The sequence below is a fragment of the Collinsella sp. AF23-4AC genome (assembly GCF_003462685.1).
Classification (GTDB): Bacteria; Actinomycetota; Coriobacteriia; order Coriobacteriales; family Coriobacteriaceae; genus Collinsella.
On sequence record NZ_QRVE01000005.1, the window covers coordinates 22,882 to 36,129 of the forward strand.

Sequence of the window (13,248 nt, forward strand, 5' to 3'; positions counted from 1 at the left end):
ATGCCTTGCCTTTTTCATGCCAACTTGTTCGCTCTGGACGTCGCTCGCTGTCCGTCCTCTATCTGCGGTGTTGCCCTGGTTGGCACTTAGGGACGTTCCTTTTCTGCCGGCACTTGGGGACAGTCCTTGTCAAGCTATTGGTGCAAGGGAGACGACTGCCCAACGGATATTGCGCACATGGCTCGCATGACAGTCGTCTCTTTTATGTTTCCTTTAGCCGCTGCTGCCTAGGATGGAAGTTAGTCGGCAGGAAGGGAGCGTCTATATGGACGACGCGAGCGAGCGTGCAATCGAAGAGGACATGCTCGATCAGTTCAACTACTTTGATGATGAGGACGAGGAGCTGATCGATCGTCGCGAGCCAGCGCCGCTTGATTCCTTTGATCTGGTCGATGAAGAGGCTGATGAGGTTGAGGGTGAATCAGTGGAGCCCCCACAGCCTTCGCGCCTTGACTCGCTGCTTTCGAGAGCCCCCATGCACCACGGCGTTCGTGCCGGCGCGCTCCATATGAAAACTGACTGGCACCAGATCGTGACGGCAGGCGATGAGCTTGCCGTCGATGCGCCACTCACCGATAAGTCATCCATCATCTGCCGCACCGGCATGCTTATGCTGGCAAGCGGAACAGGTGCCTGGCGCGTGCGCGATACCATGAATCGTGTTGCTGCCGTACTCGGCGTCACGATTCACGTCGACCTGAGTCTTCTGTCGTTTGAGTGCACTTGCATCGAAGATGGCCACTGCTTTAACGAGGTTGTCAGCCTGCCCACAACGGGAGTCAATACCCATCGCATTTGGATGATGGAGAGTTTCCTCAAGGAAATCGAGACCTATGGTCGTCGCTTCACGGTACACGAGTATCACGAGATGCTCAGGACCGTTGAGAGCTCAAAGCCCGATTACTCTCCCTGGCAACAGGGCCTTGCGGCAGCCTGTGCTTGCGGCGCCTTCGTCTTTTTGCTCGGCGGCGGCCCTATCGAGATGGCCTGCGCATTCGTAGGCGCTGGTGTCGGCAACTTTGCTCGCTCCCATATTCTCAAGCAGGGTCTTGGCCAGTTTAGCGCGCTGACGACGGGCGTTGCGCTCGCTTGCGTTTCGTATCTGCTGGCATTGCTCGGCCTTGGCCAGGTCGTACCGGGGGCAATGTCGCACCAAGAAGGCTATATCGGCGCCATGCTCTTTGTGATTCCCGGCTTTCCCCTCATTACGGCAGGCCTCGACATCGCTAAGCTCGATATGCGAAGCGGCATTGAACGTCTTTCGTATGCTGTGTCGATTATTGTGATGGCGACCCTCGTAGGTTGGATGGTTGCCGAATGTGTGGGGCTGGCACCGGATGATTTTGCCCCGCTCGGCCTTTCGCCGCTTGCTCTTACTCTCCTGCGCGTGGTGATGAGCTTCGTTGGCGTATTCGGCTTCTCGGTGATGTTCAACAGCCCGGTAAAGATGGCCGCGGCAGCTGGGCTGATCGGCGCCGTGTCCAATACCTTGCGCCTTACGCTCGTCGATGCGCCGACGATGCTTCCCTTCCTGGGCCTCAGCGCGGGAATGCCTCCCGAGGCGGCAGCGTTTATCGGCGCGCTGGTATCGGGGCTGCTGGCAAGCTTGGCCGAAGTCAAGCTCACCTACCCACGTATCGCCCTCACGGTGCCATCAATTGTCATTATGGTGCCGGGCCTGTATCTGTATCGCTCGATGTACTACATGTGCACCTTCGATACGGTCAATATGCTCGGTTGGTTTGTGCGTGCAGTGCTCATCGTGGCGTTTTTGCCCGTTGGTCTGGGTGTGGCACGTACACTCACCGACCCTCGCTGGCGCCACACCAGCTAATTGGTGCAAGGAGGACAGGTCACTTTGCACCAAATGAGTTGCGGTGAAATAGAGACTGAATTGCTGCTTAAAGGGTCAAAACAGTCCGTATTCCACCGCAACTTATGGGGTCGGGGGATTATTGGTGCCCTGCATCTTCATAAACTCAACGCTTACGAAGCACGTGCCTTTCGTGCTAGGCTGGTTTTACCACATAAGTAGTCGCAGACGCACGTATCACGGGCGGGCGAGATGAAGTCCCAACAGCTCCATCTCGCCCGCCCGTTTTTGTTGTGCACTGCGGCACAACACAGAAAGGATTTCGCCCTTTATGCCTATCAACAAACGAGAGAGCCTGCTGTTCACCTTTATCATGTGCTTTTGCATGGTGCTCTGGATGAGCATCTACAACGTTGCCCTGCAGCATGGGGCCATCAACGGCGAGGTTGTTGCCGCCGCGTGGCTCGGCTTCCCCGTTGCCTACGTTTTTGCCATGTGCTGCGACTGGTTTGTTGCCAGCCCCCTTGCCAAGGGTTTCGCCTTTAAGTTCCTGGTCACGCCGGGCAAGAGCTCGCCGCTTGCCATGACGCTCGCCGTCAGCTCCTGCATGGTCGTTCCCATGGTCATCATCATGTCGCTCTACGGCGCGTGCGAAGGCCTGTTCCATATGCCCGGCGGCCCGCTTGCCAATTTGCAGACGCTGCCGATGATGTGGCTCGTCAACATTCCGCGCAACTTTATCATGGCCCTGCCTTGGAACCTGCTAGTGGCTGGTCCGGTTGCTCGCTTTGTCTTCCGCCGCGCCTTCCCCATGGGAACCGTCTTTGAAGAGCGGCATATGGAGCTCGTGCGTATGCCTGGCGCTCCCGTTGCCGATGCTGTCAATAACGTTGTCGAGGACATGGGTGCCGAGCCCGCCTGCTAGGCAACGCTCAAAACCAAACCGCCAAACGGACCCGAGCAATTCCTTTTTTGTAGACGTTGTCGCGCGGCTACGGGTGGGAAAGGTCCCAACGGTTAACATATACTCCATATGGGTAAAGAGACCAAAGCGCTGCCGCGGGGCGGCGCTTTGCGTTTGAAAAAACTAGCTCGTCTAAGAGGAACTAGCATGTTAGACCGTTTTACCGATCGTGCGCGTAAGGTCATGTCCATGGCCAAGCAAGAGGCGCTCGATCTGCACTCAAATAAGGTGGGCACCGAGCACCTGCTGCTCGCGCTCGCTAAGGAGGACGAGGGTATTGCCGCCGAGGCACTGCGCTCGCTCGATATCTCCTACGATGACATCATGGATACCCTCAAAGAGGTCCAGACCACGGTTCCCGAGCCCAGCGAGGAGACCGAGGCTGCCAAGCTCGCCTTTACGCCGCTCGTCATCAGCGTGATGGAGCGCTCCTTCCGCGTGGCACGCGAGAACAACCAGACCTACGTTTCGACCGAGCACTTGCTGATCGGCATCGTCGAAGAGGGAAACGGCATGGCCATGGACATCCTCATGCGCCTGGGCGTGTCGTCTGCCTCCATCAAAAAGGCTATCGAGAAACTCACTGCCAAGGACCAGGATAAGAAGCGTCCGCTCGCCGGTGCCGGTGCTGGTCGTCCCGGTGCGGGCCTGCCGTTCTTTAGCGGCTCGGATGCCTCTCAGCAAAAGGGGAGCGGCACCGACACGCTCAAGCAGTTCGCCACCAACCTCACGCAAAAGGCGCGCGACGGCGAGCTCGATCCCGTGATTGGCCGCGAAAAGGAAGTCCAGCGTATGATGGAGATCCTTTCGCGCCGCACCAAGAACAACCCGCTTATCCTGGGCGATCCCGGCGTGGGCAAGACGGCCATCGTCGAGGGCCTGGCGCAACAGATTGCTGCTGGCAATGTGCCCGAGAATCTTATGAACCAGAATATCTGGACGCTCGATCTGCCGGGTCTTGTCGCGGGTGCCAAGTATCGCGGTGAGTTTGAGGAGCGCCTCAAGAACGTGATCCAGGAGGCGACCGAAGCCGATGACGTCATCTTGTTTATCGACGAGATGCACACCATCATCGGTGCCGGTTCTGCCGAGGGTTCTATCGATGCGAGCTCTATGCTCAAGCCAGTGCTCGCACGCGGTGCTTTCCAGATCATCGGCGCCACCACGGCCGAGGAGTTCCGTAAGTACCTCACCAAGGATCCGGCCTTTGAGCGTCGCTTCCAGACCATTGATGTCGAGGAGCCGAGCGTCGAGGACACGGTCAAGATCCTGACCGCGCTCAAGCCGCGCTACGAGGAGCACCACCATGTGCGCTATACGCAGGGTGCTATCGAGGCCGCCGCGAACCTTTCCAACCGCTACATCCAGGATCGCTTCCTGCCCGATAAGGCCATCGACCTCATCGACGAGGCCGGTGCCCGCGCTCGCATCGCCGCGAATCGCGCGCCCGAGCCGGTGCGCGAGGCCGAGCATCGTATAGAGGAGCTCAAGGCCGCCGCGCAGGAGGCCACCGAGAGCGATGACATGAACAAGGCCGCCGAGATCACCGGGCAGCAGAAGGCCGCCGAGATTGAACTCGCCGAAGCCAAGGCCGCCTGGACCGCCGAGCTCGACGCCAGCCCGCTCACCATCGACGTGAGTCAGATTGCCGACATCGTGTCCGTGACCTCTGGCGTGCCGGTTTCCTCGCTCACCGAGAGCGAGAGCCGGCGCCTGCTGCAGACCGAAAGCGTGCTCAAGACGCGCATCATCGGTCAGGACGAGGCAGTCGAGGCCGTCGCCAAGGCCGTGCGCCGCAGCCGTTCGCCGCTCAAGGACCCGCGTCGCCCCGGCGGCAGCTTTATCTTCCTGGGTCCCACCGGCACAGGCAAGACCGAGCTCGCCAAGACGCTCGCCGAGTACCTCTTTGGTAGCAAGGACGCGCTCATCAGCTTCGACATGTCGGAGTTCGGCAGCGAGTTCGAGGTCTCCAAGCTCATCGGTAGCCCTCCGGGTTACGTGGGTCACGACGAGGGCGGTCAGCTTACCAAGGCCGTTCGTCGTCACCCGTATTCGGTCGTGCTGTTCGACGAGATCGAGAAGGCGCACCCCGACATCTTCAACATCCTGCTGCAGGTGCTGGAGGAGGGCCGCCTGACTGATAGTCAGGGCAAGACGGTCGACTTCCGCAATACCGTGATCATCATGACGTCCAACGTGGGCGCCCGCGAGATCGCGCAGGATGCGAGCGTCGGCTTTGGCACCACCGGCGAGCAGGGCCTCACCTCGAGTGAGATCAAGGGTCGTGCGATGGGCGAGCTCAAGCGCCTGTTCCGCCCCGAACTGCTCAACCGTATCGACGATATTGTGGTGTTCCAGAAGCTCTCGGGCGAGAACCTGACTAAGATTGCGCACCTGCTGGTGGACGACCTACGTCAGCGTTTGATTGCCAACGGCATGAACATCAAGCTCACCGATGCGGCCTATGACAAGATCGTGGCCGAGGGCACCGACCTCACCAACGGTGCGCGTCCGCTGCGCCGTGCTATTCAAAAGCTCATCGAGGACCCGCTATCCGAGGAGCTGCTGGCCGGCGAGTGGGGCGAGGGCGATACCGTCCTGTGCGACGTGGCCGACGGCAAGTTTGTCTTTAGCCACGGCGCGGGCGAGATCCCGGCACCGCGTCCGGCGGGCACGCTCGGTGGCGATACCGCCCCGGCAGCACCGCACACCGGCAACGCTGCTCCTGTGGGAGGCGGCGTGACCTCGGGCCCCGGCGGCATGATGCAAGCCGGCTCTGGTGCGCTGTAGGGATTAAACATACCTTGTATAACGGGGGCGTTTCCGATAAGGAAGCGCCCTCATTTCTATTGAAATGCGCTTCAATCTGCCGTGCTATACTAAAATCGAGATATAGTATAGCAAAGGAGCTGATATGCCTACGTCAATACTCGACACGCGGCCAGTTCAGATGAACGTGCGTATAGATCGCCAGCTCAAAGAGGCGGGAGACGCCGTCCTGACTCATATTGGCATGACGCCGTCACAAGCCGTTCGGACACTTTGGGAGTATCTGGTCGTTAACGGACGCATGCCCTCGAAGGGAGACGCGGCGGCTCCGGTTTCTGACGGAGTGGAGCCCCGGCGCATGGAGTCAAGGGCCGCGCAAGGCAGCCATATCGTTCGCGATTCGTGCCTCAAATACGGCATCCCCATCCCTGAGTTCTCGGGAGACTATGACGACCTCTATGAGGAGGCCATGGCGGAGCGCTATCCCGAGTGGGTGGAACTATGAGCACAGAAGGCGTCCTCAAGCTGTTAATCGATACCAACGTATGGATGGATTATTTTTCTGGCAGGTCCGACCGTACGGCAAATGTCGTCCATCTGATCGAGATTGCCGACGTCTCGGAGCGGATTGCCCTGTTTGCCTCGTCGCTTTCGGTCAAAGACGTTTCATATCTTGTCTCGGCGGCAATCAAGCAGGAGTGCCGAAGAAAGACTGGCTCACTGAGCGATAACGCCATTGCGGCGGCAGACGAAACGGCCTGGGCATGCGTTCGACAGATGCGCGAGCTAGCCCTCATCGCCCCGGTCGGTGCAGACGAGGTCTTCGACTCCTTTGTGTTCAAGTACCACCACAATGACTTTGAGGACGACCTGATGCTGGGCGTCGCCAATCGCATTGATGCCGATTACGTCGTGACGGAGGACAAGAATCTTATTAAACATACCAATGGTGTATGCATTAATGTTCAACAGGCGTTGAGGTTGGTTGGGGGGTCCAACGTTCCCTCTGCACGGCTCGTCTAGCTTGCTTTACCTTGATAAAGTGGCGTTTCCTCACCGTTAGCCGATGATGCAAGGGCGCTCGGCGTTTTCGACTGGTTTATGCACGCAAAGTCTGGGAATATACAAGTCGCATGTCTTACTGTCTAACCAGTTGCGCCAAGGAGGCACCATGGACTACAAGATTACCGGCTACGAGCCCGCCCAGCTGTTCCATTTCTTTGAGGAGGTCAGCGCGATCCCCCGTGGGTCTGGCAACGAGAAGGGCATCAGCGATTTCCTGGTTGCGTTTGCCAAGGAGCGCGGCCTCGATGTGTACCAGGACGAGGTCTACAACGTCATCATTCGCAAGCCCGCATCTGCCGGTGCCGAGAATACCCCGACCGTGATGCTGCAGGGCCATATCGACATGGTTTGCGACAAGTTGGGCTCCGTTGAGCACGACTTTACGACCGACGGTATCGACCTGGTCGTCAAGGACGGCGTCCTCACCGCTAATGGCACCACTCTGGGCGCCGACAACGGTATCGCCGTCGCTCTGATGCTTACCGTGCTCAACGATGATTCGATTGCCCATCCGGCTCTCGAGTGTGTGTTCACCACCGACGAGGAGACTGGCCTGGTCGGCGCCGAGACGCTCGACAAGTCCCAGATTAGCGCCCGTACCATGATTAACCTTGACTCCGAGGAAGAGGGCGTTGCCACCGTCAGCTGCGCCGGCGGCGTCGTCGTTACCTACACCTGCCCGATCGCGCGCGAGCACAAGACCGGTAGCACTCTCACGCTCGACATCTCCGGCCTGCTGGGCGGTCACTCCGGCTCCGACATCAACCTGGAGCGCGGCAACGGCAACCTCATCATGGCCCGCATCATCGACCGCCTGATGGTCGCCGGCGAGCCCGCCATCGTCAGCTTTAACGGCGGCACTAAGGACAACGCCATCAACCGTGAGTGCAAGGCCGAGCTGGTTTACGCCGACCACGCTGCCGCCGAGGCAGCGGCCGAGATCGCAAAGGGCATCATCGCCGACGTCACTGCCGAGCTCGAGGTCTTCGACCCCGGCTTTACCTGCACTGTCGAGATCGCCGACAACGCCGAGGTCGAGGCCATGGACGAGAAGTCCGCGCTTGCCCTCATCCGCGCCCTGCGTCTTGCCCCCAACGGCGTGATCCGCCGCAACGTCGCCACCGACGGCTCCGTCGAGGTTTCCTCCAACATCGGCGTGGTCGCCACTTCTGACGACGAGGTCAAGATCATGCTGTCCCCGCGCTCTTCGATCACCTCGCTGCAGAACGAGTTCAAGGATCGTCTGCAGACGCTTGCCGATGTCCTGGGCTTCGACGCCAAGTTTGAGTTCGAGTATCCCGGCTGGAGCTATGCCGAGCATTCGCCGGTCCGCGACGTCTTTGTCGAGAGCTATCGCGAGCTCTTTGGCTCCGAGCTGCGCATCGAGTCCATTCACGCCGGCCTTGAGTGCGGCCTGTTTGCCGAGGCCCTGCACGGCCTGGACGCTATCGCCGTGGGCCCGACGCTCTCCGATGTCCACACCCCGGACGAGAGCATGGAGCTCGCTTCTGCCGAGCGCTTCTACGAGCTGCTCATCGACGTCCTCAAGCGCCTCGCTGCGTAAAGGTTGCGCTGGCAGCAGTCCGAGCCACGTGCTAGCGGATTGTAGATGACATTATGAGAGGGGGCACCCGAGCTTTTGCGATGGGTGCCCCCTCTCTTCTTTTGGGAAATGTGAAATTGCGGCCACCTAGCCCATATCCGCCTTGATGAGGTCGAGGGTGCGCTGGCAGTTTTCGCGGACGGGGCCGAGCATATGCTCGCGCAGGTCCGCCATGCCGGGCAGGTCGGCGTATTCGTCCATGACCTCTTCCATGCAAATGGGTACCTCGTAGGCGAGGTCCATCATGGTCGCAAAGCAAAACTTCTCGGATAGCCCGGCATCGGTGAGCGTCGCCTCCAGCGCGGGGTCGCCCATACCGTGGTATCGGCGGATAGCGCCTGGACCGATGCGCCCCACACGATTTTCGCCGCCAACGCTCATGGCAAGGCGCGCCCGGCGGCGCATGCGCTCGTATGCCAGCCCCGATGCGACATCGTACATGGGGGCGAGCGCCGCGTTTGTGCCTTTGCCAAGGATGAGCGAGTAGTTTTTAGCGTGTGCGTCAGGCGCTCCGATAATGGCGTTATAGAACAACATATAGGTAAAAAGCACAAGATTCATGTGGTGGGGGACTGTTTTAATCAGTCGTTCTTGGATGTCTCGTGTAGTTGGTCCTCCGTCGGCGGTGTATTTCTGGCTTGGCAATACACCGAGCGCCTGGCAAAAGTCCTCCTGATGCAGCCTTTCGATATTTCCGCTGCTATTGACCATTCTGTCGTACCGTTCAACGACGAGCGCGGCTTCGTCTTCAAATGTGCAATAGGAGACGTTGGCAGTTGGAATGCCAGCACGCCGAGCTGTTTTCATGCAGACGAATTCGTTTAAGGCCTGATGTTTGAACCCAACGACACCATTTTTGAAGATATGGGTAGTGGGGGATGACCCTAGACATTCGCACCATTGGCCGTCATGCCAAGCTAGTGCAAATTTGCCTTGGTTGCCGCCCAGGGACCAGCTTTCGTTGGAGCCCATCCATGTCTCTCTTTCGTCATCGCGAATTGATTTGAGCTTGTGAGCGATTTGAGAATTGGTAAGCGGGCGGTATGCCGAGACCCTGCCGCGGGCGGCGTCTAATTGATCGGCTCGACAAAACTGAACGGCCCCCGCGCAGTCAAGACCGATATGGCACAAGAGGGCGACGGGGTTGTTGGATGCAACGTCATGCTCGGCGGCAATAGCGCGACGCTGTTCTTGACTGTCGGGCAAAAGGCCAAATAGGAACGGGCGGACGATGTTATGGCCATACGTGCGATTGGAAAGCGGCATTGTTAGCGATAGCGGTGCTCCGCGATAGGTTGGGGCGTATACAAAGCTGCAGAGTCCATGCTTGTCTAGCCGGAGAGTGCCGGCGATTTCGCCACAAATGAGGGTCGCAAGCTCCATCTCTGCCATTTATTTCACAACCTTACAGCCAAAGGAGAGGTCTGAAGTGCCGGAAAGGCCTTGCTCGACTGCGATTTGGGCCAGCAGGGCACCATAGGAAGATGGCGTTCCTTGTCGGGCGGGTCGTCTGCCTACGCTTGGCTTTAGCAGGGCATTCGAGTTCACGATAGGGAGGTCCGCTATCGTCGTCGGATGTTCGGAGGGCGATGCGATGGAGTCGTTATCGCTTTGCGCAAAGAGACCTATGCCGAGTGCGTTAAAAACGGTCAGCAACTTGTCGAGCCGAATACCCGTGGCGTCGCCCAGCTCGAGCGATGCGAGCAGGCGCTCCGAAACACCGGCCTTTTTGGCGAGGGCGGCACGGGTGAGACCCTGAGCCTCGCGTGCCTGGCGCACGTAGATGCCAGCTTGGCGCGGTGTGGTGATGGGAAAGGTATCCACGGCGATCTCCTAACGTGCAGACTTTTGCATATCAGTATGACATGCAAAAGTCTGCACGAAAAGGCCTCATGCAAAACTCTGCATGAGGCCTTGTGCTGGCGTTGAGTTTTGAGCGATTGTGTTTGGCGCTACAGCGCCAAAATCCCCAGATGCTCAAGCAAGATCTTAAGCCCGATGAGGATGAGCACAACGCCGCCGACGATGGTGGCGGGTTTTTCGTAACGCGCGCCAAAGGTGTGGCCGATCGCTACGCCGGCGACGGAGAAGATAAACGTTGTGACGCCGATAAGCGATACCGCGGGAACGATATCGACCGAGAGCGCCGCAAACGAGATGCCCACGGCGAGCGCGTCAATCGAGATGGCAATGGCGAGAATCAGGTATTCTGCCAGGTCAATCTTCTCGGCATTCTTGTTGTCGCCCTCATCTTCGTCTTCGGTAAAGGCTTCCCACAGCATTTTGCCGCCAATAAAGGCCAAAAGGATGAAGGCGATCCAATGGTCGATGGGCCCGATGATGCCCATGAACTGGCTGCCGAGTGCCCAACCGATTACGGGCATGCCGGCCTGAAACCCGCCAAAGAACAGGCCGAGCACAACGGCGACTTTAAGGTTGATCTTTTTCATGCCGAGACCCTTGCAGATGGAAACGGCAAAGGCGTCCATCGAAAGGCCAACGGCGAGCAGCACGAGCTCTGCGAGTCCCATAGTCTGGCTCCCTCTCTGCGGGCGAACCCGATTACACGACTACTCCCTCATTTATATGAGACCCGATGCTACCACATGAGCAGTCAAAGGAGCCCCGTCCCAAATGAGCTACCTAAGCTGTGTTCGCTCATTCTGTAAGCATCGTATTTCGCAAGCGTCACAGGGGCAAACCGTGAGAAACTTATTGGCGTTTATGGAGCGTATACGATGGGAGCGATGCCTTGGATAAGAACGAGCTGCAAAAGCGTATGGAACAGGCCATTCGCCTGACGGCACCTGGTCAGCCGATCCGCACCGCCCTCGACATGATCATCGCCGGTCACCTGGGTGCCCTTATCTGCGTCGGCGACACCGAAAACGTGCTCGCTGCTGGTAACGACGGCTTCCCGCTCAACATTTCGTTTACCTCGAACCGCCTGTTCGAGCTTTCCAAGATGGACGGCGCCATCGTCATCGATGGCGACCTCACCCAGATCCTGCGCGCCAACTTTCACCTCAATCCCGATCCCTCGCTCGCCACGAGTGAGACGGGCATGCGTCACCGTACTGCCGCTCGCATGTCGGTGCTCACCGATGCCATCGTGATCTCGGTCTCGGCCCGTCGTGCCGTCGTCAACGTGTACGTTCACGGCAAGAGTTACGAGATCCAGCCCGTCACCACCATCATGAGCTCGGTCAACCAGCTCGTTGCCACGCTTCAGACCACCCGTCAGTCGCTCGACCGCTCCCTGCTGCGTCTGACGGCCCTCGAGCTCGACGACTACGTTACGCTCGCCGACATTACCGGTATTTTCTCGAGCTTCGAGATCATGCAGCAGGCAAAGACTGAGCTTAAGGATTGCATTGTCAAGCTGGGCAACCAGGGCAAGCTCGTGCAGATGCAGCTCGAGCAGCTCGCCGGCTCCAGCATGGATACCGAATACGACCTGATGATCCGCGACTACGCGAGTGATTCCTCCGAGGCAAACGCCGAGAAGATCCGCGCCGAGCTGAGCCGCATGACGCCTAAGGACCTGTCCGACCCGCAGCACGTGGCGGCAGTTCTGGGCTATGACGACCTGGACGAGGATTCCGTCATGACGCCGCTGGGCTTGCGCACGCTTTCGCGCGTGTCCGTCGTGCGCGACGGCGTGGCCGAGAAGATCGTCGACGAGTATGGCTCGCTGCAGGAGCTCATGGACGACATCAGCGAGGACCCGGAGCGCCTGGGCGACTTTGGCGTCAACAACCCTGCCATTCTTGCGGACTCGCTGTACCGCATGAAGGGCACCAAACAGGGGAACGCATAATGGCGCCCGTATGCGCCGTGGTCGTTGCCGGCGGCAGCGGCCAGCGCTTTGGAAATCCCGGCGGCAAGCAGCTCGTTAACGTGGCGGGCCGTCCGCTCATGAGCTGGTCCATCCGCGCGTTCGATCGTAGCGACAAGGTCGGCCACATCGTCGTGGTTTGCCCTGCCGAGCGCCGTGCCGAGATGCGCCGCCTGGCCATCGACCCGTTTGACTATGACACGCCCATCAGCTTTGCCGATGCCGGCGATACTCGTCAGGATTCCACCCGCGCCGGCGTGCACGCGGTGCCGGCGGGTTTCGAATATGTCGCCATTCACGACGGCGCTCGTCCGCTCATCACGACCGAGGCCATCGATCACGCTATTGACGTGCTCGTGAGCGACCGCGCCCTCGACGGTGTCGTGTGCGGTCAGCCCGCGATCGACACGCTCAAGATCGTCGACGGCGACAATATCGTCGAGACGCCGCCGCGCGAGCTCTATTGGGCCGCGCAGACGCCGCAGATCTTTAGCGTCGACGCCATGAAGCGCGCCCACACCGCAGCTATCGCCGAGGGCTTTATCGGGACCGACGATTCTTCGCTGGTCGAGCGCATGGGCGGGCGCGTCCGCTGTGTCCAGAGCCCGCGCGATAACCTTAAGGTGACGGTGCCCGAGGACCTGCGTCCCGTAACCGCGATTCTGCTTGGCCGCATGGCCGAGGGAGAGGACCTTCCCCATGTTCAGTAACCTGCGCATTGGCCACGGCTACGACGTTCACCGTTTGGTGGAGGGGCGTCGATGTATCATCGGCGGGGTTGACATTCCCTACGAGCGCGGCCTGCTGGGCCACTCGGATGCCGATGTGCTCGCGCATGCCTTGGCCGACGCCATTCTGGGCGCCTGCCGCGGGGGAGACATCGGCAAGCTATTCCCCGACACCGATCCCGCCTACGAGGGTGCCGATTCGATGGTGCTGCTCGCTCGCGTGATGGACTATGCGCGCGAGCTGGGCTTTGAGTTTGTCGATGCCGATTGCACCATTGCCTGCCAGCAACCCAAGATCACCCCGCACCGCGATGCCATGCGCGCCAACCTTGCCCATGCCCTGGGCGTCGACGTCGAAAACGTGGGCATCGCCGCCACTACGACCGAAAAGCTCGGTTGGGAAGGCCAGGGCGAGGGAATCGGCGCCTGGGCCGTCTGCCTGCTACAGAAAACCGTTAAGGAGTAACG

General features: G+C 59.5%; 12 protein-coding genes. 9 read left to right on the forward strand and 3 right to left on the reverse strand.

Annotated elements, in window-relative coordinates; genetic code table 11:
* Nucleotides 1–265 precede the first annotated feature (265 nt).
* From DWY05_RS04340 to DWY05_RS04365, 6 genes are all read left to right on the forward strand, one after another.
* Complete coding sequence (locus tag DWY05_RS04340) at nt 266–1,834, forward strand: threonine/serine exporter ThrE family protein (RefSeq protein WP_233503994.1); 1,569 nt, start codon at nt 266–268, stop codon at nt 1,832–1,834.
* A 310-nt stretch (nt 1,835–2,144) separates the two neighbouring features.
* Entirely contained in the window at nt 2,145–2,738 is a 594-nt protein-coding gene (locus tag DWY05_RS04345) for a DUF2798 domain-containing protein (protein WP_117820772.1), read from the forward strand.
* 186 nt (nt 2,739–2,924) lie between these two features.
* Nucleotides 2,925–5,567, forward strand: coding sequence for an ATP-dependent Clp protease ATP-binding subunit (locus tag DWY05_RS04350; protein WP_117837214.1), 2,643 nt, complete (start codon nt 2,925–2,927; stop codon nt 5,565–5,567).
* A gap of 124 nt (nt 5,568–5,691) precedes the next feature.
* Nucleotides 5,692–6,051: a type II toxin-antitoxin system RelB/DinJ family antitoxin gene (locus DWY05_RS04355; protein WP_099432102.1), complete on the forward strand. Its 360-nt coding sequence runs from the start codon at nt 5,692–5,694 to the stop codon at nt 6,049–6,051.
* Nucleotides 6,048–6,569: a PIN domain-containing protein gene (locus DWY05_RS04360; protein WP_117820774.1), complete on the forward strand. Its 522-nt coding sequence runs from the start codon at nt 6,048–6,050 to the stop codon at nt 6,567–6,569. Before DWY05_RS04355 ends, DWY05_RS04360 begins: the two co-directional genes overlap by 4 nt.
* Nucleotides 6,570–6,717: 148 nt before the next feature.
* Nucleotides 6,718–8,175, forward strand: a complete 1,458-nt coding sequence (locus tag DWY05_RS04365; protein WP_117820775.1) for an aminoacyl-histidine dipeptidase — start codon at nt 6,718–6,720, stop codon at nt 8,173–8,175.
* A gap of 126 nt (nt 8,176–8,301) precedes the next feature.
* Here the strand turns inward: DWY05_RS04365 and DWY05_RS04370 are convergent, their stop codons facing one another.
* From DWY05_RS04370 to DWY05_RS04380, 3 genes are all read right to left on the reverse strand, one after another.
* The gene (locus tag DWY05_RS04370) at nt 8,302–9,606 is read right to left on the reverse strand and encodes a type II toxin-antitoxin system HipA family toxin (RefSeq protein WP_117820776.1); all 1,305 of its coding nucleotides are present in this window, start codon (nt 9,604–9,606) and stop codon (nt 8,302–8,304) included.
* Nucleotides 9,607–10,038, reverse strand: a complete 432-nt coding sequence (locus tag DWY05_RS04375) for a helix-turn-helix domain-containing protein (protein WP_158558689.1) — start codon at nt 10,036–10,038, stop codon at nt 9,607–9,609.
* A gap of 128 nt (nt 10,039–10,166) precedes the next feature.
* A complete protein-coding gene (locus tag DWY05_RS04380) occupies nt 10,167–10,745 on the reverse strand; it encodes a manganese efflux pump MntP family protein (protein ID WP_117820778.1) in 579 nt (192 codons plus the stop codon).
* 248 nt (nt 10,746–10,993) lie between these two features.
* On the opposite strand from DWY05_RS04380, the gene disA reads away from it, so the two are divergent.
* From disA to ispF, 3 genes are read left to right on the forward strand one after another with little or no spacing between them, the layout of a single operon-like run.
* A complete protein-coding gene (gene disA / locus DWY05_RS04385; protein ID WP_369796797.1) occupies nt 10,994–12,034 on the forward strand; it encodes a DNA integrity scanning diadenylate cyclase DisA in 1,041 nt (346 codons plus the stop codon).
* On the forward strand, nt 12,034–12,762 hold the full coding sequence (ispD, locus tag DWY05_RS04390) for a 2-C-methyl-D-erythritol 4-phosphate cytidylyltransferase (RefSeq protein WP_117820779.1): 729 nt from the start codon (nt 12,034–12,036) through the stop codon (nt 12,760–12,762). The genes disA and ispD overlap by 1 nt, the downstream gene beginning before the upstream one ends.
* Entirely contained in the window at nt 12,752–13,246 is a 495-nt protein-coding gene (gene ispF, locus DWY05_RS04395; RefSeq protein ID WP_117820780.1) for a 2-C-methyl-D-erythritol 2,4-cyclodiphosphate synthase, read from the forward strand. Before ispD ends, ispF begins: the two co-directional genes overlap by 11 nt.
* Nucleotides 13,247–13,248 lie beyond the last annotated feature (2 nt).

Excerpts from the sequence above, each read along its gene's own strand:
- DWY05_RS04340 (WP_233503994.1), top strand. The coding sequence starts at position 266 with ATGGACGACGCGAGCGAGCGTGCAATCGAAGAGGACATGCTCGATCAG.
- DWY05_RS04345 (WP_117820772.1), top strand. The coding sequence starts at position 2,145 with ATGCCTATCAACAAACGAGAGAGCCTGCTGTTCACCTTTATCATGTGC.
- DWY05_RS04350 (WP_117837214.1), top strand. The coding sequence starts at position 2,925 with ATGTTAGACCGTTTTACCGATCGTGCGCGTAAGGTCATGTCCATGGCC.
- DWY05_RS04355 (WP_099432102.1), top strand. The coding sequence starts at position 5,692 with ATGCCTACGTCAATACTCGACACGCGGCCAGTTCAGATGAACGTGCGT.
- DWY05_RS04360 (WP_117820774.1), top strand. The coding sequence starts at position 6,048 with ATGAGCACAGAAGGCGTCCTCAAGCTGTTAATCGATACCAACGTATGG.
- DWY05_RS04365 (WP_117820775.1), top strand. The coding sequence starts at position 6,718 with ATGGACTACAAGATTACCGGCTACGAGCCCGCCCAGCTGTTCCATTTC.
- DWY05_RS04370 (WP_117820776.1), bottom strand. The coding sequence starts at position 9,606 with ATGGCAGAGATGGAGCTTGCGACCCTCATTTGTGGCGAAATCGCCGGC.
- DWY05_RS04380 (WP_117820778.1), bottom strand. The coding sequence starts at position 10,745 with ATGGGACTCGCAGAGCTCGTGCTGCTCGCCGTTGGCCTTTCGATGGAC.
- disA (WP_369796797.1), top strand. The coding sequence starts at position 10,994 with ATGGAACAGGCCATTCGCCTGACGGCACCTGGTCAGCCGATCCGCACC.
- ispD (WP_117820779.1), top strand. The coding sequence starts at position 12,034 with ATGGCGCCCGTATGCGCCGTGGTCGTTGCCGGCGGCAGCGGCCAGCGC.
- ispF (WP_117820780.1), top strand. The coding sequence starts at position 12,752 with ATGTTCAGTAACCTGCGCATTGGCCACGGCTACGACGTTCACCGTTTG.